The sequence below is a fragment of the Microbacterium sp. genome, from assembly GCF_031179285.1.
In the GTDB taxonomy this organism is placed as follows: domain Bacteria; phylum Actinomycetota; class Actinomycetes; order Actinomycetales; family Microbacteriaceae; genus Microbacterium.
Map to the genome: position 1 here is coordinate 48,442 of NZ_JAPSHY010000016.1, position 22,001 is coordinate 70,442.

Sequence of the window (22,001 nt, forward strand, 5' to 3'; positions counted from 1 at the left end):
ACTTCCGGTTATATGTGATGTGGGGGGATCGTTCAGGTTGAACGCGTGCCCCTTGTTGCCGCTACCAGGAGGTAGTGGGGGAGATGGAGGGGTAACGTGCCATTATTTGTCGCGTCGAAAAGTACGCTCGACCATGAAAGTCCCGGACGTCGAAATCTGATTCGATCCGCTCGGGCAATCGCAGCCGCGGTGGCTTCAGCGGCGATCGTGCTTGCTGGCTCGACGGTGCCGGCAGCAGCCGCCCCGCAGTCGGTGCATGAGATCACCGCGAACTGGGCCGGCGACCCCGTGCCGACAGAGGCACCGTACGGCCAGCCTGTGACGGCGGAGTTCCACGTGAACACCAACGACAACGGTGACCCGTACACGAATGAGCCGGTCGAGAACGTCCGCGCCACGCTCACCGTCGGCAACGGAGCCTTCACGAGCATTCCGCAGGTCTGCAAGACCAGCGATGTGACGCCCGTGTCATCCATCTCCGACGACAGCACAACACTTCTCTGCAACCTCGGAACCATCACCGAGGGCACCGCGACGGTCATTCAGGCGCCGGTGCGCGCCACATCCACGGTCGGCGGCAATCTGACCGTCGTCGGTACCGCCACCTCCGATTCGGCAGTCGCCGAGGCCGGCCCGGCAGACCCGGGCCCGCTGCCCATCACCTACGTCCACGGCATGGATTTGTCGCTTGTCCAGGCTCCCGGCCAGGGCGCTCAAGGCTTCACGCAGGAGAGCCGTCTGGGTGGTGACCGCCCGTTCCTCCAGATGAACTACTCGCTCATCCTTGACGCGGGCAGCCGCCCCGGTCCGGAGAGCTACTCCTTCCCCGTCACGGTCAGCGCGAACGTCGCCGGCGCGACGAATGGACTCGCCTGGGAGGACTGCGTGCCGGTCAGCACCGCGTCGCGATCCACCGGACAGCCGTTCTCCGACCCAGCCGAGGAAGATCGCACGAACTTCCCCACCTGTGGCGTGAGCGGTGCGGGCACGACGTACACCGTGTCGCTCTCCGACCTGGACTACACCCTCGTGAATGCCCCGGTCAACGACAGCATGGGTCAGCCGCTTCCCGGCAACGGTGTGTACATCGCGTCAGGCACCGTGCAGTTCAGCATCCCCACGGCGGTCACCGCGATCACCACCTACACATTCACCGCGGCTCCCGGCGCGTTCGTGTTCGACGACGGTGTATCGGAACCCGATTCCGACGCCGCCAACAACGTCTCGAGCGCGACGCTCACCCCGCCCGGGGGATTCAGCAACCACTGGACGGGAGCTCCCGCAGCGTCTCGGACCGCATGGGACGCGAATCTCTGGGTGAGCCCCGGCACGAGCCAGGACGCGGTCATGCCGCAGCCGGGTCTGACGAACGAGAACTGGGAAGAACAAGCCGCGAACGGCACCATCGAGCCGATCGCTCTCTACCACCAGGCCAACAGCCAGGTGTGGAACGGCTATCAGGGTCCCGGTGGCGATCAGATGGCCGGTGTCTGCACGATGAACCAGAACCCCGCGTTCATCCCGACATCCTTCGAGGGTGGCGGCTGGAACGGAGGCGGTCTCGAAGGGTACGAGAACTACGAGTCCGCTCGCTTCTTCTACACCACACAGGCGATCGACACGAAGACCGAGACATGCGGTCAGGTGGCACCGAGCGCGATGTGGGTCGAGGTAGTACCGCCGGCCGGCGATTCTCTCACCGACCCGCGCATCGAGAGCGACATCCTCATGGATCTCCCCGCCGGTGTGACGGCCGTGAAGATGACGTGGAACCCGGCCGTGGATCAGTCGGTGACGACCTTCCTCCGGGCATTCGGCTATATCGACCCGGCCGCCCCGACCTCGGGTGAGGGTTGGACCGTTGGTGCCTTCAACGCACCGTACGACGTCGGTGCAGCCTGGCCCGGGTATCCCACCCTGAACAACTGGATCAACCTCAGCACGATAGACGGGGGGACGGTGATCCCAGGCAGCACCTATGGCCCGAACACCAATGGTTCCCGAGACGCATATCGTCTTCAGGGCGCACAGGGTCTGATCGAGAAGGTCGCCTCCGACACCACGGCGCAGCCCGGTGTTCCGGTGACCTACACGCTCCGCGCGCAGGCGCAGAACCTCATCACCAGCCCGCCGCCGGCGACGTTCGAGGTCGTGGACACCCTTCCGGAAGGAATGGTGTACGTGGCAGGTTCCGGCGAGCCGGCCCCGACGAGCGTGAGCCCCGATGGGCGCACGATCACCTGGACCTTCGCGAACGTGGCGCCGAACGTCTTCCAGACCATTGGCTACCAGGCTCAGCGCCCGGCAGACAGTGTCATTCCGCCGGGAACGCGCCTCACGAACACTGCAGTCATCAACACGGTCGGTGACAACCGGCCGCCGGGGACTCCTGGTCGATCCGCCAGCGCCACGGTCACCGTGCCGAGCGCGTCGGCGACGATCTTCGGCAAGGCAGCGGAAGCGAATGTGCTCTCCTTCGAGGGCGATACCTCGGCGTGGGTGCTCACGATCAACTCGCAGGATCCGGTCGAGAACGGATTCACCGACACGATCGACATCCTTCCGGCGGTCGGCGACGGCCGCGGGACCAACATCGACGGCACATACACCGTGACCGGTGTCGATGCGGTTGCGGGCTCGACGGTGTACTACACCGACGCGCCGATGGAGTCGCTGTCCTTCGATCCGCGTGATCCCTCCAACGGAGGAACGCCCGGCTCGGTCGACGGCAACACCGTGGATTGGTCCACGACCGAGATCGACAACCCGACCGGCATCCGCGTGATCGGGCCGGCGCTTGCGCCGGGGGCATCGCAGACGATCCGCATCGAGTTCGAGACGCCCGCCGGCAGCAGCTGCGAAGCTCCCGCCGAGGGTGACAGCAAGCCGGGGCAGATCATGGTCAACTCGGCAGGGTCCTTCGCTGGCCACACCGCGCTGCCGATGCTCTCGTCGGCGGTCACCGAGATCGGCAGCTGCTACGCCGCCAACCTGAAGAAGTACATTCAGGATGCGGACGGCGAGTGGCGCGACGCGAACACGACGGCCGACTTCCCGACGTTCAAGGTCGGCGACACCATCCGGTACCGGATCGTCGTCGAGAACATCGGGCAGGGCACGCTGACGAACCTCGAGGTCACGGATGACCTGCAGCCGGAGCTCGGATCGTTCACGGTCGAGTCGCTGGCTCGCGGTGAGAGCGAGACCCACGAGTTCGAGATCGTCGCGGATGCCGCGATGGGCGAGAACGTGGTCAACACGGCTTGCGGTACGGCGGATGTTCCGCCGGACCCCGAGCTGCCGGCGACCATCAACTGCGATCCTGCAGGATTCGTTCTCGACGGCGAGCCGACGCACGTGAAGTCGCTCCTCTCGGCGACGCCGATCGGCGATGGTCAGTGGGAGCTCGTCTACGGGATCGACGTCACCAACGATTCGGGTCTGTCGACGATGTACAACCTCGACGACACGCTGCACTTCACCGACCAGGCCGAGATCGCCTCGGCCACGGTGACGGATTCGCCGGCCGACGTGACGCTCGCCGACCCCGCGTGGGACGGTGAGGAAAACGTGCGCATCGCGACGAACGTGCCGCTGGCCGGCAACGACGACGATGGATACGCGCCTCATCACTACGAGGTGACCGTGGTCGCCGATGTGCCCCTGCAGCTCGAGGGCGCAGGATCCGGCGAGGATGACCCGACGCAGTGCGGGGTTGACGGTGATGACGCGGACCGCGCGTTCAACAACGTCTCGACCCTGACCGACGCGGCGGGCGACACCGAGGACGACCAGGCATGTGCCGGGCTCCCCTCGATCGCACTCTCCAAGTCGATCGTCGGCGAGCCTGTCGAGGGCCCGAACAACCGGTGGACGGTCACGTACGAGATCGTCGTCACGAACGAGGGTGCGGTCGCAGGCGACTACCAGGTCACCGACCGCCTGCGCTACGGTGCCGGTCTCGAGGTGACGGCCGCTTCGGTGACCCAGTCGCCTGAGGGCGTCACCCTCTCGCCGGACTGGACGGGCGAGGGCGCCGACGGCGCGGCGGAGAACGTGGTCGCCGACGGCGCACTGGATGCCGGCGTCACGCATGTGTACCGCGTGCAGGTGCGCTCGACGCTCGACACCGCAGCGGCGAACGCATCGACGTTCGCATGCCCGGCCCCTGGCTCCGTTCAGGCGGGCGGATTCGCGAACACGGCCGGGGTGGGTCACAACGACCTCACCGGTGCCGCAGGTGCGTGTGCCGCACCGGAGACGCCGCTTGCCCAGACCGGTGGCATGATCAACGCCGGACTCATCGGCACCGCGGTCGTGTTGCTCCTCGTCGGAGGCGGATTCGTCCTCTTCCTCCGGCGCCGCGCGACGGTGACGGTCGAGTAGGACTCCGATCCCGGCCGCGCTCGAACCTCTCCTTCGAGCTTCGGCCGGGGCCGGACCCGTGGTGAAGTCCGGGCAGATCCAGTGGATCTGCCCGGACTTCGCTGTTCAGGGTGCCGGGTGCCCGCCGGTCGAGTGATGCGGGCGTCTTCATGCTGCGGCGATCGGGTGGATGCGGTCAGCGGCCGAGCTTCTCCGCACACGCCACGCAGTGAGTCGCGAACGGGCGCACTTCGAGGCGTGCGGCGGGGATGGGGTTGCGGCATGAAGCGCAGACCCCGTAGGTGCCCGCGTCGAGCCGTGCGAGCGCATCCTCGACCTGCGTGAGTTCACCACTCGCCTGCTCGGTGAGACCCTGCAGCCGCGACCACTCTGCCGACAACGGCACGCCCTCCGGGTCGTGCTCGTCGTCGTCATTCGAGCTGCTCCGGGCGTCGGTGAGCACGGCGAGCGCCTCAGCCAGGGCGGCGACGCGAGCGGCGGCATCCACTCGCAGCCGGCCCAGCCGCTCCCGCGCTTCCTCGTGCATCCCCTCACAGTAGACGCGATGCCTGACACGATGACGTCTTGCGCGGTCATCGAGGTATCGCCAATGCCGCGCGAGGCACTAGCGTGCAGCCATGGAACTCTTGACCGCAGCCGCGTTCGCCCTCGTCGCGCTCGTCGCCATCGTCACCCCGGGACCCACGGTGCTGCTCGCGCTCGCGAACGGTTCACGTTTCGGTGTGCGCCGCGCTACGTTCGGCATGCTGGGCGCAGTGGCGTCGGATGTGGTGCTCGTCCTCGCCGTGGCACTGGGACTGGGCGCCGTCTTCGCGGCCAGTGAGCTGATCTTCTCGATCGTGAAGTGGGTCGGCGTCGCCTACCTGGTGTACCTCGGCGTGATGCTGCTGCGATCCAAGGGCACGCTCGGCCAGGTCGACCAACAGGAGAACCCGCGAGGCGGGTCTCGGCGCAGCGTGTTCCTGAAGTCCTTCGTCGTCGCGGTGACGAATCCGAAGGGCTATCTCTTCGTCGGCGCACTGCTACCGCAGTTCATCGACCCGGCACGGCCCCAGGTCGTCCAGTACGTCGCCATCGGCATCCTGTTCTGCGCGATCGACTTCGTCGTGATGTTCGCCTACGCGGTGCTGGGCACCCAGGCCGTGCGTCTGCTGCGTCGACGCGGTGTCGTCTGGATCGACCGGATCTGCGGCACCGTGCTGCTCGGCCTCGCCGCCTCGCTCGCGTTCATCCGCCGCGCGAACGCCTGACTCCGTCTCTCGGGCGAGCCCTCAGCGGTCGACTCTTCGGAGGGTCGGTCGATCGAGCTCAGTGTTGTCGAAGACCCATGTCGCCCGCTTTTCGGGCGCGGCCTCGGCGACATAGAGGCGCTGACCGCCGACATAGCGTCGGTTCGATGGAGCATCAGGGTCAGGGTCGTGTGATCCCGGAAAGCGGCCATTTCCTCGCGGGACGGAGACGGCGAACGGAGCGTCGACCCAGACCGTCGCGTCCCAAGCGTCGACCAACTCGCTGCGCTGCAGGAAGATCCCGTCGACGATGAGGATGCCGCGCGGAGGCACGATGAATCTGGAGGGAGCGACCGGCCGGTCGCGCGCGACATCCCACACGGCCGGGGTGATGGCTTCGCCCCGTCGCAGGGGAGTGATCACGCACTCCCAGAAGGCGTCATATCGGTACGAGCCACGATAGAAGCCTTCGGGACCAGACCCGGCTCGGCGCCGTTCCGCCTTCGGGCGATGGAAGCCGTCGATGCTCACGCGAGCGAGGGGGCGCGCGCCATGCACGGTGGCCAGCTCCACGAGCTCCTGGGCGAGGCGGGTCTTTCCCACCCCGTCGTAGCCATCCAGAGCGATCAACGCGCGATCGTCGGGGCGGACTTGCTGCAGCTCGCTCCACAGCCGAGACACGACCTCTTCTCGGGTGTTCGCTGCGTCCATGGTCACGACTCTATGAGGCGGGCGACGATCAGCGGCGAAGCAGGCGAGCCGACCCGCGGCCTCGGCCCCGATGCGCGCTCCCCGCGCAGATCAGCGGTAGAAGCCCTCGCGCAGGTTGATGCCGTGCTCGACCCAGACTTTGAGCGCCGCCAGCATCCCGGTCCAGCCCTCGCAGTTGCCGAAGGCGTTCTTCGCACCGTCGGCCGTCGCCTTCCATGACGACTCGGTGATCTTCACGAGGGTACGAGTGCCGTCGTCGATCGATTCGAACTCGAAGGTGGTCGTGCTCTTGCCGTCCGGCCCGGCAGCAGCCTCGGCATCCCACCGGACGACGATGCGGGTCGGCGGATCGGCTTCGACGACCTCGACAGGAGCGTCAATATCCGGATAGTCGTCGAAGCTCCAGCGCACGTCGTTGCCGGGTTCGAGGCGGCCGGTGGCACCGCCGGTCGTGAAGTACTTCGAGAGCTGCGCGGGGTCGGCAACAGCCTCGTAGACGTCGGCGATCGGGCGGGAGATGCGACCCGACACGGTGAAGGAGAGTTCAGTGAGTTCCTTTGACATGTTGTATTCTTATAACATGTTGGACGGTGAAGGCAAGACCCCTTCGAAGATCGGCGACGACGATCTCGTGTTCAAGGCACTCGCCTCGCCCACCCGTCGCCGCATGCTCGACGAGCTGCGCGAGTCGCCGCTCACGACCGGGACACTGTGCGAACGGTTCAGCGAGCTCGACCGGACCACGGTGCTGCAGCATCTGCGCACCCTCGAGGCCGCCGAACTGGTCATCGGCACCCGACGCGGTCGCGAGCGTCACCTGACCCTCGCTCCGTTGCCGATCAAGCGCATCCACGACAGGTGGATCAGCGACTACACGCACGCTGCGGTCGAACTGCTGGCCTCGCTCGATGTCGATCAGGCGTAGGTCCTACCGCACAGCAGCGAGAATCCCACCGTCCGCGAGGTCACGTTTCGACTGTCAATCCGAAGCCTCCGGGTCAACCGCTCCGTTTCGGTGATAAACCTGCGAATGGGGGGTGAACTGTCGACGACTGTTGATGACGATGCCTCTCCCCGAGCGGAAGAGCAGTGATGTCGCCGATGCACGCACGAAGGTCCGTACTGGCAGTCTCGATCGCGGCGGTTCTCGCGCTGGGATTGGCCCCCACCGCAGCCACGGCTGCCACCTCGATCGACGGCCCGATCGGGCTCGGCACCGCGGCGCCTTTCGCGGTGCTCGCCGGATCCACGGTCACCAACACTGGGCCATCGGTGATCGACGGTGATGTCGGGCTCAGCCCGGAGACATCGATCACCGGCTTCCCGCCAGGGGTCATCAACGGCACGACCCATGCCACGGATGCCGTCGCCGCACAGGCGCAGGCCGATCTCACTGTCGCCTACAACACCGCAGCCGGCCTGACGCCGGTCCAATCCGGGCTCGGCGACCTGACCGGTCTATCCCTGACCCCCGGCGTCTACTCGGGCGGAGAGCTCTCGGTCACGGGTGAGCTCGCTCTCGCCGGCACCGCGGAGTCGGTGTGGATCTTCCAGGCGGCCTCGACCCTGACGATCGGGTCCGGAGCGGACATCACGATGTCGGGCGGCGCGAGCATCTGCAACGTCTTCTGGCAGGTGGGCAGCTCCGCCACGATCAACACCGGTGCACAGTTCGTCGGCACCGTCATGGCGAACGCATCGATCACCGCGAACACCGCGGCGACGATCGAGGGTCGCCTGCTCGCACGGACGGGCGCGGTCACTCTCGACACGAACATCATCACCGCCCCGACGGGATGTTCCACCGAGCCCGGCACCGTCACCACGAGTCCCGAGATCACCTCGCCTGCTCCGCCGCCCGGAGAGGTCGGCGTCGACTACGAGCACGTGATCGACACGACCGGAGAGCCTGAACCGACCGTCACGATCATCGACGGCGCGCTGCCGCCCGGACTGGTCCTCGACTCCGCGACCGGTGCCATCACCGGCCAGCCGACCGAGGCCGGTACGTTCCCCGTCACCGTCGTCGTCAGCAACGGAACGCTTCCCGACGTCACGGCGTCGTACGAGATCGTCATCGTCCCGGCCGCCGTGGCCCAGCCGCCCGTCGTCACCCCGCCGGGAGCCGGAGGGACAGGGCCTGAGGGCGAGCTGGCAGAGAGCGGTGTCGAGGTCGGCGCCGCCCCGCTGCTGGCTGTCGCCGCACTCATCGCCGGGCTGATCCTCTTCATGACGCGAGGGCGCCGCCGGCAGGCCGCGGTCTGACTCCAGACCGGCGGAAGGTCGGTCGGCCGCCGAGTTGGCGGGATGGTCAGCTCTTCGTGAGGTCCTGAGCGAGCATCACGATGATGCCGCTGGGGCCGCGCACGTAGCTGAGCTTGTAGACGTCCTGATAGTTCGCGACGCCGCGGAGCGGATGGCAGCCGTGCCGGGCGGCGATCACGAGTGACTCGTCGATGTCGTCGACGGAGAACGCGACCCGATGCATGCCGATCTCGTTCGGCAGCGTCGGCTCGGTCTCGATCGCCTCTGGGCGGATGTACTCGAAGAGCTCCAGCTGCCCCTGACCGTCGGGCGTCTGCAGCACCGCGATCTTCGCGTGGTTGCCGTCGAGGCCGACAGCCGTGTCGGCCCACTCCCCGCTGATCTCGTCGCGGCCGAGCACCGTGAGCCCGAGGTCGGTGAAGAACGAGATCGTCGCTTCGATGTCGCGAACGGCGATGCCGACGTTTTCGAGTTTGATGGTCATGCGGTCGAGGCTAGTCGTGCGTCGACCGCTGCGGCAGTGCCGGTCGTCACGTCCGACCCGCTCACAACTCCGCCGGGCGGCGCACCCGTTCACAACTCAGCCGCGGCCCGTTCACAACTCCTCAAAAACCGCGGGTCCACGGCACCCAAGCCCGACAACACACGGCGCCATCAGCCCGCGGCACCGGAATCTGAGGAGTTGTGAACCGAAGAGGCCCGAAGAGAAGGTCGACGCCTATCCGAACAGCAGCGTCAGCACGGTCGCGCCGCCGCCGGTGAGGATCAGCGCGATGATCGTCGCCCACGCCACGATGCGGATGCGGCGGTTGCGGCGCTCGCCGAGATCGCCGTAGTCCTCGCTCGGCTCCGCTCGGCCCGACACGGGACGGTCCGGCTCGCGGCGGTTGAGATCGCTCATGCGCTGATGGGCTCGGTGACCGTGGGGCCGAACGCGGCGGGCAGCGTCGCGCGCGAGCGCTCACGCAGCTCGGCGACCGAGATGGTGAACACGTCCTGCACCTCGAGCGACGCACCATCGGGGTGGTTGTCGGTCACGCCGATGCGCAGCACCGGGTAGCCGCGGCCCTCGCAGAGGCCACGGAACTTCACGTCGTCCTCGCGCGGCACCGTCACGATGACACGCCCGGTTGACTCCGAGAACAGAGCGGATGCCGCATCCACCCCGTCCCGCTCGATGATCTCGTTCAGCCAGACGCGCGCGCCGACGCCGAAGCGCATGACGCCCTCGGCGAGGGCCTGCCCGAGGCCTCCCTCGGAGAGGTCGTGCGCCGACGAGATGAGCCACTCGTCGCGGGCGGCGGCCAGCAGCGCCGCAAGGCGCTTCTCAGCGGCGAGGTTCACCTTCGGCGGGCGACCGCCGAGGTGGTCGTGCACGACGTCGGCCCACGCCGAGCCGCTCAGCTCGGTCGAAGTGGTGCCGAGCAGGTAGATGTTCTGCCCCTCGTCCTGCCAGCCCGACGGGATGCGGCGCGAGACGTCGTCGATGATGCCGAGCACGCCGACGAGCGGCGTCGGGTGGATCGGGGTGTCGCCGGTCTGGTTGTAGAACGAGACGTTGCCGCCGGTGACCGGGGTGCCCAGCTCGTAGCATCCGTCGGCGAGGCCGTCGACCGTCTGCCCGAACTGCCACATGACCTCGGGGTTCTCGGGAGAGCCGAAGTTCAGGCAGTCGGTGATCGCCGTCGGGGTGGCGCCGGTGACGGCGACGTTGCGGTACGCCTCGGCGAGGGCCAGCTGCGCGCCCGCGTAGGGGTCGAGCTGGCAGTAGCGGCCGTTCGCGTCGGTCGAGACGGCGAAGCCGAGACCGGACTCCTCGTCGACGCGGATCATGCCGGCGTCGTCCGGGAAGGCGAGCGCGGTGTTGCCGAGCACGTAGTAGTCGTACTGGTTGGTGATCCAGCTGGTGTCTGCGAGGTTCGGCGAGGCGACCAGCGCGAGGAACTGCTCGCGCAGCACTGCGGGGTCGTTCGAGCGGGGCAGGTCTTCGGCGGCATCCGCCTGCAGCGCGTCGATCCAGGTCGGGTACGAGACCGGGCGGTCGTAGACCGGGCCGTCGACCGCGACCGTGGAGGGATCGACGTCGACGATGCGCTCGCCCTGCCAGTCGATGATGAGGCGGCCGTCTCCGGTGACCTCGCCGAGCACCGAGGTCTCGACCTCCCACTTGTTCACGACGGCCATGAACGCGTCGAGCTTCTCGGGGGCGACGATCGCCATCATGCGCTCCTGCGACTCCGACATGAGGATCTCCTCGGCCGTGAGCGTGGCGTCGCGCAGCAGCACGTTGTCGAGCGAGACCTTCATGCCGCTGTTGCCGTTGGCCGCGAGCTCGCTGGTCGCGCACGAGATGCCGGCGGCACCGAGGTCCTGGATCGCCTCGACGAGCTCGCCGCGGTACAGCTCGAGGCAGCACTCGATGAGCACCTTCTCGGCGAAGGGGTCGCCGACCTGCACGGCGGGGCGCTTGGTGGGTCCGGTCTCGTCGAACGAATCGGATGCCAGGATGCTGGCGCCGCCGATGCCGTCGCCGCCGGTGCGAGCGCCGAAGAGCACGACCTTGTTGCCCACGCCGGTGGCGTTCGCGAGCTTGAGGTCCTCGTGGCGGAGCACGCCGACCGCGAGCGCGTTGACCAGGGGGTTCGCCTGGTAGACCGAGTCGAAGACGGTCTCGCCGCCGATGTTCGGCAGGCCCAGGCAGTTGCCGTAGAACGAGATGCCGCTGGTGACGCCGTGCACGACGCGGGCGGTGTCCGGGTGGCCGATGGCGCCGAAGCGCAGCGCGTCCATCACCGCGACCGGGCGGGCACCCATCGAGATGATGTCGCGGACGATACCGCCGACGCCGGTCGCCGCGCCCTGGAACGGCTCGATGAAGGACGGGTGGTTGTGGGACTCGGCCTTGAAGGTGACGGCCCAGCCCTCGCCGACGTCGACGACGCCCGCGTTCTGGCCCATGCCGACCATCAGGCGTTCCTTCATCTCGTCGGAGACCTTCTGGCCGAAGCGGCGCAGGTAGTTCTTGCTGGACTTGTAGGAGCAGTGCTCCGACCACATCACCGAGTACATCGCCAGCTCACCGCTCGTGGGGCGGCGGCCGAGGATCGCCTTGATGCGGGAGTACTCGTCAGGCTTGAGGCCGAGCGCCGCGTACGGCTGCTCCTTCTCGGGCGTCGCGATCGCGTTGTCGACGGAATCGGGAACGTGCTGACGGGCGGGTGCTTCGGGGGCGGTGGTCACGCGCACTCCAAGTGAGAGGGGCCGGCGGGCGTGTCCCAGTCTACCGGCGCGCTGCGTCCGGCATTCCTCGCGGTCGGCCGTCGCGTGCGAGGTTGAAAACGCCCGTCCCTGGCGCGTGGGACGTGCCTTCTGACCGATCACCGGCGCGTCTATCGAGGGGACGGCCGGTGCGCAAGGGGCTCCCGCGGGCCACCGCGACGGCGTACGAAGGAGGCATCGGCAGATGGGAGACGACATGGCCGCCGGCGACATCGAGACGTTCCATCGGAACGGCATCTGGTTCAACCGCATCGAGGGCGAGACGCGCACGCTCGAGTCGAGCTTCGAGAACCGAGAGGATGCCGTATCGGCGGGCCGCAGCGCCGCGGTGATGCGTCAGGTCGGCCACACCGTGAGGAACGAAGAGGGCCCGTCGGACGACGCCAGCGCCTACGAGCGCCACCCCCGCGACGTCATCGGCGGCTCGGCCGCAACTCACTGAGCCGTCGGCGCGACCCCGCCGCCGGCATCCCTGGTGAAAGATGGAAAACGTCGCTGAAAGGTCGCGCTGAGCGGCGTTTTCCATCTCCGAGCGGATGCCGGGCGGATGCCGGGCGCACCGTAAGCGCACACACTGGCGCCCCGCCGCCGTGCGCAGCGAAGAAGACAGATGCCGGTTATAGCGCGCGAAAGCCGGCGGTTTCCTTCTTCCATCGCCGCCTGCCCGGCGACGACCCCAATAACCTGCAATCAAAAGGTTGCGATCCTCTCTCTGTTCTGCAACTATCGAGTTGCAGTGAACGAAGGAGAGCAGAAGATGATGTCGAATCGGGTGGCGACGAACCGGGCGGGTGCCGTGCTCGCGGTGCTGTTCGCCGGAGCGTTCGTGATGGGATGCGCCGAGATGCTGGTGGTCGGCATGATCGATCTGGTGAGCGCCGACCTGCAGGTGTCGATCGCGGCGGCCGGAGCTCTGGTGACCGCCAATGCGCTCGGGCTCGCGATCGGCGGGCCGTTGCTGACGTTCTTCGTCACGCGATTCGACCGACGCCACGTGCTCCTCGTCGCGACGTCGGTGTTCCTGCTCGCCAATCTGCTTCCGGCGCTCGGCGCCGACTACCCGGTTCTCGTCGTGGCCCGCGTCGTCATCGGCGCCGTCCAGGGGCTCTTCATCGCGGCGGCCATGGTGACGGCGACCTCGGTTGTGCCGCCTCACCGCACCGGACGTGCGATGGCCGTCGTGATCTCGGGCTTCGCCACCTCCAGTGCGCTCGGCCTGCCGCTCGGCACGCTGCTCGGGCAAGCCGTCGGCTGGCGCGGATCGTTCATCGCGGTGGTCGTGGTCACGGCCATCGTGCTGGCGCTGCTGTTCATGCTGCTGCCGTCGGTGCCGACCGCCGCCGACGGTGGAGCGGTGGGGCAGGCCAAGCATGCGTTCGCTCCGCGGGTGCTCGCCGTGCTGTTCGTCAGCTTCCTGACCTTCGCCGGCATGCTCGCGGCCATCACCTACCTCGTGCCATTCCTCGATGAGGTGACGGGCCTGACCGGCCCGGTCGTCACCGCGTACCTCCTCATCTACGGCGTCTCGACCGCCGTCGGATCGTTCGCCGGCGGACGGTTCGCCGACGCGAATGCCTCACGGATGCTGATCATCGGCGCGGTCGGGGTCGCGATCTCGCTCGCCGTCATGCTGGTCTTCGGAGCGAACGCGTGGATGGCCGGTGTCGCCGTGCTGGGCGTCGGGCTGCTCGGCATGGCCACGGGTCCGTCGATCCAGCATCGCGTCGTGTCGCTCTCCGGCCCCGGTGCGCCGCTGGCGGCATCCCTCCCGGCCTCCGCCGTGAACGCGGGCATCGCGTTCGGGGCCTTCACGGGCGGCCTCGCGATCGAGGCCGGCGGTGTCTCGTCGGCGGTCGTCGCGGGCATCATCATCTCGGTGGTCGCGATCGGCGTCGCGTGGGCCACGAGCTTCCTCAAGGTGCCGGTCCCGGCAGCCGCGGTGGTCGCGGAACCTGCCGGACGATAGGGCGGCTACCGGGTACCCAGCGCCGCGTGGATCAACTCCGTCACGGCCGCTGCGCCGTCAGCGGCGTCGGCCGACTGCCACCGCGACAGCTGCGCGAGCACCCACTCCCAGTGCTCGCGCCGCAGGACGATCCGCAGCGCGTGATCCGGCGGGGGCCACCCGTACCGGTCGCGCGGGCCCGAGTATTCCGCCGACGCCCGCCACCCGGCATCCCTCACGCAGGCCCCGGCGAGCACGGATGGCATGATCGCATCCACCACATCGAGCGCCATGCTGTTATCGGCGGCCCCATCCACGAGGTGCCACAACCGCACCGGCACGTCGATGCTCACGTAATCCATGACGACCATTCTGCTCACGATGGCGCCTGTTGTCCTGAGCGTGGTATAACAAAGCTGCGCCTGTGAATTTCCTGAAAGCTCTGACCAGTGCGCCCGCCGACGATGTCCGTCGGCCGCTCGTTTTCGGGGAGGGAAACGATGTCCGGTTTAGATGTGCGTTCGCGGAGTGAGATCAAACCGTGGAACGGGTGGCGGCGGCTGTTGGCACCGTTGGTCGCCTTGGGTCTGGTTCTCAGCCTCGTGCCTGCGTCCCCGGCCGCTGCAGCCGGCCCTGGAGTGCTGTCCATCACGGTCACGCCGGTGCACTACATCACCGGTGCACCCCTCACCTCGGCTGCCGCGGACACCAACGACAACCGCATCGCCTATCGCGTCAGCTATTCGTGTGCCGTGGCCACTTGCACCGACACCAGGGTGCAGTTCACGCCGTCGCAGGCCGATCCCTACAACCTCGCCATCAACACCTCCTGGCAGGCGCTGCTCAATTACGAAAACTGGACTGCGCCCTCGACGGCCACCGGCGCTCCGCAGGGAACCAACCTCACCGGGATGACCTTCCCCATCGGTGATATCCCGGCGGGCACTTCGGGCAGCTTCAACGCGCAGTATCAGATCCTCCCGCGCGTGACCGGCGGACGTACCGCCCCCGGCAACTTCTATCCGTCCGGTTTCCAGATCGTGATGGGCGCCACCGCATCGTCCCCGAATGCAGTCTCCTCGGTGAGCGCCACGGCCCCGGCAGTCACGTGGAACAACAGTCTGCCCACGCCCACCATGTCGGTGGGCGGCCCTACCGTCGTCAAGCCAGGCGCGGACGCGACCTATTCGGTCGCGATGAACAGCGGCGTCTGGGGACGCGGTATCAGCCCAGGATCCATCGCTGGTCAAGCAGCCTTCATCGGCGCCGGCGACTACACAGTACAGCTGCCGCTGCCGCCCCAGGCGGTGTTCAAGAGCTCCACGTATGGCGGGGTGCACACGGGCGCCGACGCGAATGGCCGTGGTGGTGTGGTCACGTGGAAGCTCGGCACACTCGACGCACCCGCATTCGCTGCAGCCGGTGGGTGGACCCCCAGCAGCCCGCCCGGATTTGTCACCGTCACGTACCCGGCGGCCGCATTCCCCGGTGCCGACGCCAACGGGTGCAACTTCGAGGCTCCCGTCACGGTCACGGGCGGCAGCGCGACCTTCACCTACCTTGACACCGCGCGGACGACCAAGACCGCTCTCGCCGCCCCGTCGAGCACCACCGTCTCGTGCTATGAGCCCTTCGGCCGTTCCACCATGACCAAGGACAGCACTTCCGACGGTCCCGCGACTTGGCCGCGCACCGTATACATCCCGCCGGAGACCTCGGGCTATGTCTGCCCGGCGTACAACCGGGACGACTGGGGTCGCGCGTGCACGGCGGGCCAGCCGGTTGCGCCCTTCGCTGACAACGTCAAGGAATGGTCGGTCAGGACCTACAACGCCGGCAATGCCCCCGGACAGGCGACTATCGTCGATGACACGCTGGATCAGGCCAATGCTCCTGTGCGAACCATCCGCACCTCGGGGGCAGCCACCATCGTCGCGACCTACCAGTGCGGTACAGCGGCGCCAGTCACCGAGACGAAGACGGCTGTCACAGTCACCACGCTGACCGCAGCGCAGCAGGCGGACGGATGCCGCTACGTCTCAGCCACCATCACTAGTGGATCTCTCGCGCCCGGGAACATCCGTCCGCAGGACACCGGGATCGGCACGGCTTTCTGGGCGAGCTTCGAATACACGGTCAGTAAGGCCGCCCCGGTCGGCGCGGTGCGCACCAACACCGCCACCACGACGATGTCCTACCCCGGCACGACGATCGCGCCGGTCGTGACCCAGGCGACTGCCCTGATCAAGTTCGAGGCGCGGCCGGTCGTTCCGCCGCCCACGACTGCTCGGCCGGTCCTGAACGCTAACCTCACCCCTGGGGTGGTTTCCAACAACGGTCAGGCCGTTCCTGGTCGCAACGTCACCTTCACCGTGAGCGGAGGGACGCTGAACATCCCCGCCGACATGGACATCACGCCGCAGTATGCATTCATCGCTCCGAAGGACTGGGTGATCGTGCCCGATTCCGCGTCGTTCCCCGCGGGCAGCGTCCCAGCCGGCGTGACCTACACCACGAAGACCGTCACGATCGCCGGAGCGACGCGCCAGGCGATCGTCGCGACATGGCCGAGCACCGTCGTGTTCGGAGAGAACGAGTCCTGGCCCGCGATGACGGTGGTCGCGCAGCCGACGTTCGCCGTCACGCCGGGCACGATCAGCACCGCAGCAGGGTGGGTCGGAGACTCACGTCATGGCCTCAGCGGTGCCAACACGACGATCGGCCTCCCGACGCAAGACGCTCCGGATGTCGACAACGACGGTTCCACGACCGAGTTCTTCGCCACGTACACGCAGAACGTGCAGGTCTTCGGCCAGCACCTCGTCGACGTCGTCAAGGAGATCTGTCTGCCGGACGACGGCGGCTGCACCTGGGTGACGGACAGCACCAAGCCGGTGCCGGTCTCCACGACCGCGAGCGATATCCGCTACCGGGTCACCGTCACCAACACGGGCAATCAGAGCCTGACGGGGATCGTCGCATACGACGTGCTCCCCTACGTCGGCGACATGGGTACCAGTGACGCCACCGCGGCCACACCCCGTGGATCGACCTTCGACGAGACACTCTCCGGGATCGACAACGTCAGTCCTGGGCTGACGCTGACGTACTCGGAGTCGAAGAATCCGCCGCGTCCTGAGGTCTTCTCCGGACCCGTCACCGGCACCTGGGGCACCGCTGCTACGGGCATGCAGTCGCTGCGCGCCCAGTACGGCGGGACTTTGACTCCGGGTCAGTCCGTGAGCTTTCAGTACACTGCGGATGTGAGCGCAGGCGCTTCGGCCGACGCCCGCGCATGCAACTCGATCGCTGTCGACACCGCAGAGACCATCCCGTCAGAGCCGCCTGCGGTGTGCGCCGTGACCGCTGAGGCAGACCTCGAGGTCACCGTTCCCGAGCGGCTGCCGCTGCAGGAGGACCGCCTGGGCCTGGTGCCCTTCACGGTGGTGAACAACGGAGGTTCGGCGAACGCGCCGGCGACCGTCGACGTCCGCATCCCTGCGGGTCTCGTGGCGACATCGCTGACGCCCGCCGGATGGTCGTGCACCGCCGGAAGCGCATCGGCCCCGATCACCGGTCCGATGACGCTGTCGTGTCAGCCCGTCGACGCCGCCGGCTCGGTCACGACGCTGCCGCTGGACACGCCGGTCGCGCTGAACATGCCCGTGCGTCCGACGGCCGAAGCCGAGGAGATCTGCGTCGGAGCGGCGGTGACCGGTGTGATGGTCGATCCTGAAAGCGACAACAATGAGGCGGAGGGATGCTTCCGCGTCTTCGTCGCGGCTCCAGAATTGTCGGTGACGAAGACCGACGGCGTCGAGACCGCCACTCCCGGCCAGGAACTCACCTACACGGTTACGGCCACCAACAATCTCGTCGGCGAGGCCATCCCCGCCGTGACGCTCACTGACACGCTGCCGGCTGGCGCCGTGTTCGTCGGCGCCAGCGACGGAGGAACGCACACCGGCGCCGATGCGGCCGGCCGCGGTGGCACGATCTCGTGGACGGTGGACCTCGCTCGCGCCGGGACGGCCGACGGCGACGGCGCAAACGGCACCGGAGCCGCGGGAAGCACCATCACACGCACCGTAACTGTCCGGATCGATTCCGGTGCGACTGGTGACGTCGTCAACGAGGTGACCGCCAGCGCCGCCGACCCCGCCGACGCGACCCGCCCGCTCACCTCGACGGACGAGGACCTCGACACCCTCCGTCGCACCACCGTGTCGAAGTCCAGCAATGCGGCACCGTCGGGTGTCCGTCCCGGTGACGTGGTGACTTACACCGTCAGCATGGTGAACGACGGCACCGTCGCCTTTACGGCCGAGAACCCTGCCCGCCTCCTCGACGATCTCTCGGCGGTTCTCGACGACGCCTCGTACGGCGAGGGCACCGTCTCCATCGGAGGCGCCGTGTCGGCGATCGCGCCGGACGGCTCCGGGCGTCTGAGCTGGTCGGGCCCCCTGGCGATCGGCGAGGCCGTCACGTTCGACTACACCGTGACGGTCGGCGACGGCGCTGACATGCGCCTCACGAACACCGCGTGGGGTTCGGGCACGGTCGGCGACTCGTGCACGGACGGCGTCGACGAAAACGGCACCGCCTGCGCGGTCGTCGCATCGGTCTTCGCCCCCGAGCTCGGCAAGCGCATCGAGTCGCTCGTGCAGAACGACGACGGCACCTGGTCGATCGTGTACGCGATCGACGTGACCAACCCGGCCCCTGAGGGGAGCACGACGTACACGCTCAGCGACAGCCTCCGCTTTGGCGCGGGCATCCAGGTCGTCAGCGCATCCGCTTCGCTCCCGGACGGCTCAACGTCGGCGTGGGCACCGGGGCAGAGCGACACCCTGGCCACCGGCGTCGTGATTGCCGCCGGTGCGCAGCATACGTACCGAGTGGCCGTGCAGGCCGACGCCGGCACGACGCCAGGCACCGCTGCCGCAGTCTGCGTCTCCGGTGCGACCGGTGGTTTCGGGAACAGCGCCTCGCTCGCCCTCCCGGGGCGCTCGGCTGTGACCGCTGACGCATGCGCCTCGCCCGCCGAGCCCACGGTGAGCAAGCGTGCCGCAGCGCCGGTGCAGCAGGCGGATGGCACATGGCGGGTCGATTACGTCGTCTCGGTCGCCAATGCCAGCCGCGCCGCGGCTGACCTCGCCTACACGCTGAACGATGCGTTCGCGTTCCCAGCCGGCGTCACCGTCCGCTCGGTGACCGCCACCGGACCAGGAGGGGCTACCGTCGACGGCTTCGACGGCGCCGCCGCTGCCTCGCTCACGCCGAACGTGATGCGAATTCCCGCGCCGACGGGAACGCAGACATCGATCACGCAGAACTACGCGCTCTCGGTGGTCGTAGACGCCCCGCTCGGCTCCGTGGCGCCGGCAGACCTGCTCTGCGGACCGGCGGGCACCGGCGGCTACGCCAACACGGCGACGCTCTTCGCCGGCGCCGGCAGCACCGTGTCGGGAACGGCCGACGCCTGCACCGCAGTAGTCATGCAGCCGATGGTCGACGTAAGCAAGCGCGTCCTCTCGTCGTCCGTCCTCCCCGACGGCAACTGGTCGCTCATCTACGAGGTGCGGGTCCAGAATCCTGATTCGGAGTACGCCTCGTCATACCGGCTCGACGACAGCCTGAACTTCGCAGACGGAGTTACGGTCGTCCATCGTGGCGTCGTGGGGCCTGCCGATGCGACGATCGACGGCGACTGGAATGGCACCGACGCCACCGCTGTGCTCACCGCACCCAAGGCGATCGCCGCCGGAGCGGTCGACGTCTACACGGTGACGGTCGAGGCGGACCCCGGCGTCCTCGAGGTGGAGTCGCCACTCGCCGACTGCCGCGTCGACGACGGAGAGACCGGAACCGGATATCGCAACATCGCCACGGTGACGGTCGGCACACGAAGCGCATTCGCCGACGCGTGTGAACCGGCCACCGACCCGAGCGTCGTGAAGTCGGCCGTCGGCCAGCCGGAGCAGAACGAGGACGGCACCTGGACCCTCGACTACACGATCACGGTGACCAACCGCTCCGCGACCACCTCCGGCGCGATCCCCTACCGCCTCGAGGACACCCTCGGGTTCCCGGAGAACGTCGTGATCGAGGACGTGTCGGTCGACGCGCCGACCGGCGCATCGGTGGACGAGGACTTCGACGGCATCGCAGTCAGATCGCTGGGCAGCCACGCCATCGGAGCCGCACCGAGTGTGACGCAGGCGCAGGTGCAGACCTGGACGGTCTCCGTGCGGTTCGCCGTTCCGGCGGGACTCGAATCGGTGCCGGTGTGCGACCCGCAGCAGGGCCCCGGAGGACTGCGCAACGAGATCGAGATCGTCGTCGGTGCCCGGGTCTCCGGTGCCGTCGCGTGCGCCGACGTCCCACTGGTTCCCGCTCCGGTGATCTCCAAGACCATTGCAGCGCAGCACCAGCAGGCCGATGGCACGTGGGCGGTCGACTATGCGATCACGGTCGCGAACCCGTCGACGACGGCAGCCAGCCGGTACACCCTCGGCGACGAGTTCGCTCTCGGTGACGGGATCACCCTCGCCGGGGCATCCGTCGATGTCCCCGCCGGCGTCGAGCCCTCCTCGTGGGGCGGCGTGAACGGCGAGGCGATCTCCGAGAACGTGCTCCTTCCCGCAGCGGGCAGTCATACCTACACGGTGCATGCGGTGATCGACGCAGGAGCTGTTACGGGGGACGACCCGGCAGGCGACTGCACGATGGACACCGGCGAGACCGGCTCCGGCTTCGGTAACACCGTCACCCTCGGCACCGGTGTCGTCGATCTCGAGCGCATGGCGTGCGCTCGAGCGTGGGATCCCGGCGTGACGAAGGAGCTGAACGGCGTGCCGGTGCAGCAGCCCGATGGATCGTGGCTGCTCTCGTACACGATGACGGTCTCGAACCCGTCCTCGCTGCAACTCAGCTATGGCCTCGTGGATGAACTGTCGTTCCCGGCAGAGAGTGAGGTTACGGTCGAATCGGCGTCTTCCCGTACGGATGGTCCCGCGGTGAATCCGGCCTGGGACGGGCAGACCGACCTGCAGCTGGTTCACGACGGCACGGCGTTGCCCGCTGACACCGTCCACGTCTTCGATGTGACCGTTCGGGCCGCACTGTCCGCCGGTCAGGAGAGCGTGGACGGCGGGTGGGCGAACTCCGCGACAGTCGAGAGCGGCGTCGATGGAGTGGTCGCCTCGACCGCCGTGGCAACGGCTGACCTGCTTCTTCCCGAGCTGACGATCTCGAAGACAGCGACACCGTCCGCGGAATTCCTGCGCATCGGTGACACTGTGGACTACACCATCTCCATTGAGAACACAGGGGAGGGCGACTTCACCACCCTCTTCCCGGCCGTGATCGTCGACGTCCTCTCGGACGTTCAGGATGATGCCGAGGTCTCCACACCGGTGGTGGCCCCGGAGGTGGGTACTGTGACGGATCTGGGGACCGCGTTCCGGTTCAATTCTGAGCTCGCCACTGGCGCATCCGTCACGATCACGTACACCGCCACGATCGAGGATCGAGGCGGAGACGCTGATCTGGACAACGTCGCTTATGCGGCCGAGCCGCTGAGCACGACCGCTATCGCCCCCGATGAGTGTGAGCCCGACGCATGCGCGTCGACGTTCACACCGCTGGCCGCACTGCAGGTGACGAAGGTCGCAGACGCGGACGTCGTCGGGCCCAACGGGGCGGTCAACTACACGGTCACTGTCACGAACACCGGCCAGGCGGACATCCCTGACGGGGCGGCGACAGTCACCGACGACCTCAGTGACGTCCTTGACGATGCTGCTCTGGTCGGCGTGCCGGCGCCCACGAGCGGGCAGGCGAGCGTGAGCGGTGAGACCCTCACCTGGTCCGGCGGACTGGCTGCGGGCGAGACATCCACGATCACCTACTCGGTGCGCGTGCACTCCGGCACCGCGGATGGCGCAAAGCTCGTGAACACCATCACCAGCGATCCGACACTTCTCGCCCTGCTTCCGGGAGGGGGCGCCGCGGAGCGGACCACGACCACAGAAGCACTCGTCGTCCGGTTGGCTGTGACAGGCGGTGTGGTCAACTGGACATTTGGGGCTCTCGCGCTGTTGCTTCTGTTGGCAGGCGCCGGGGTGCTGTTGCTCCGTCGTCGGCGCCGTCGCACCGGCGAAAGCACGAACGAAACGGTCTGA

At 67.8% G+C, this 22,001-nt stretch carries 14 protein-coding genes; 7 read left to right on the top strand and 7 right to left on the bottom strand.

What is annotated here, in order from left to right; translation table 11 throughout:
- Positions 1–189 precede the first annotated feature (189 nt).
- Positions 190–4,386, top strand: coding sequence for a hypothetical protein (locus tag RIN18_RS11390; protein WP_309104092.1), 4,197 nt, complete (start codon positions 190–192; stop codon positions 4,384–4,386).
- A 175-nt stretch (positions 4,387–4,561) separates the two neighbouring features.
- Here the strand turns inward: RIN18_RS11390 and RIN18_RS11395 are convergent, their stop codons facing one another.
- On the bottom strand, positions 4,562–4,912 hold the full coding sequence (locus tag RIN18_RS11395) for a TraR/DksA C4-type zinc finger protein (RefSeq protein ID WP_309104093.1): 351 nt from the start codon (positions 4,910–4,912) through the stop codon (positions 4,562–4,564).
- Positions 4,913–5,003: 91 nt separating this feature from the next.
- Between RIN18_RS11395 and RIN18_RS11400 the strand changes: the two genes are divergently transcribed.
- Complete coding sequence (locus tag RIN18_RS11400; protein ID WP_309104094.1) at positions 5,004–5,636, top strand: LysE family translocator; 633 nt, start codon at positions 5,004–5,006, stop codon at positions 5,634–5,636.
- 21 nt (positions 5,637–5,657) lie between these two features.
- On the opposite strand, the gene RIN18_RS11405 is transcribed toward RIN18_RS11400, so the two are convergent.
- Complete coding sequence (locus RIN18_RS11405; RefSeq protein WP_309104095.1) at positions 5,658–6,326, bottom strand: uridine kinase; 669 nt, start codon at positions 6,324–6,326, stop codon at positions 5,658–5,660.
- A gap of 90 nt (positions 6,327–6,416) precedes the next feature.
- A complete protein-coding gene (locus RIN18_RS11410; RefSeq protein ID WP_309104096.1) occupies positions 6,417–6,890 on the bottom strand; it encodes an SRPBCC domain-containing protein in 474 nt (157 codons plus the stop codon).
- A 16-nt stretch (positions 6,891–6,906) separates the two neighbouring features.
- Here RIN18_RS11410 and RIN18_RS11415 point away from each other — a divergent pair, with 16 nt between their 5' ends.
- Positions 6,907–7,251 carry a metalloregulator ArsR/SmtB family transcription factor gene (locus RIN18_RS11415; protein WP_309104097.1) on the top strand — a complete coding sequence of 115 codons (345 nt, stop codon included), beginning with the start codon at positions 6,907–6,909 and terminating at the stop codon, positions 7,249–7,251.
- Positions 7,252–7,427: 176 nt separating this feature from the next.
- A complete protein-coding gene (locus RIN18_RS11420; protein ID WP_309104098.1) occupies positions 7,428–8,591 on the top strand; it encodes an ice-binding family protein in 1,164 nt (387 codons plus the stop codon).
- Positions 8,592–8,637: 46 nt separating this feature from the next.
- On the opposite strand, the gene RIN18_RS11425 is transcribed toward RIN18_RS11420, so the two are convergent.
- The 3 genes from RIN18_RS11425 to purL all read right to left on the bottom strand — a co-directional run bounded on the left by RIN18_RS11425 (position 8,638) and on the right by purL (position 11,831).
- Positions 8,638–9,075, bottom strand: a complete 438-nt coding sequence (locus RIN18_RS11425) for a VOC family protein (protein WP_309104099.1) — start codon at positions 9,073–9,075, stop codon at positions 8,638–8,640.
- A gap of 234 nt (positions 9,076–9,309) precedes the next feature.
- Positions 9,310–9,492 carry a hypothetical protein gene (locus tag RIN18_RS11430; RefSeq protein WP_309104100.1) on the bottom strand — a complete coding sequence of 61 codons (183 nt, stop codon included), beginning with the start codon at positions 9,490–9,492 and terminating at the stop codon, positions 9,310–9,312.
- Positions 9,489–11,831 (bottom strand): phosphoribosylformylglycinamidine synthase subunit PurL, encoded by a 2,343-nt coding sequence (purL, locus tag RIN18_RS11435; protein ID WP_309104101.1) that lies wholly within the window; start codon positions 11,829–11,831, stop codon positions 9,489–9,491. Before purL ends, RIN18_RS11430 begins: the two co-directional genes overlap by 4 nt.
- A gap of 223 nt (positions 11,832–12,054) precedes the next feature.
- Here purL and RIN18_RS11440 point away from each other — a divergent pair, with 223 nt between their 5' ends.
- Positions 12,055–12,312 (top strand): DUF2188 domain-containing protein, encoded by a 258-nt coding sequence (locus RIN18_RS11440; protein ID WP_309104102.1) that lies wholly within the window; start codon positions 12,055–12,057, stop codon positions 12,310–12,312.
- A gap of 294 nt (positions 12,313–12,606) precedes the next feature.
- Positions 12,607–13,836: an MFS transporter gene (locus RIN18_RS11445; RefSeq protein WP_309104103.1), complete on the top strand. Its 1,230-nt coding sequence runs from the start codon at positions 12,607–12,609 to the stop codon at positions 13,834–13,836.
- A gap of 5 nt (positions 13,837–13,841) precedes the next feature.
- Here RIN18_RS11445 and RIN18_RS11450 read toward each other — a convergent pair whose 3' ends face one another.
- Positions 13,842–14,177 (bottom strand): hypothetical protein, encoded by a 336-nt coding sequence (locus tag RIN18_RS11450; RefSeq protein WP_309104104.1) that lies wholly within the window; start codon positions 14,175–14,177, stop codon positions 13,842–13,844.
- Between the two features lie 240 nt (positions 14,178–14,417).
- Here RIN18_RS11450 and RIN18_RS11455 point away from each other — a divergent pair, with 240 nt between their 5' ends.
- Positions 14,418–22,001: a hypothetical protein gene (locus RIN18_RS11455; RefSeq protein WP_309104105.1), complete on the top strand. Its 7,584-nt coding sequence runs from the start codon at positions 14,418–14,420 to the stop codon at positions 21,999–22,001.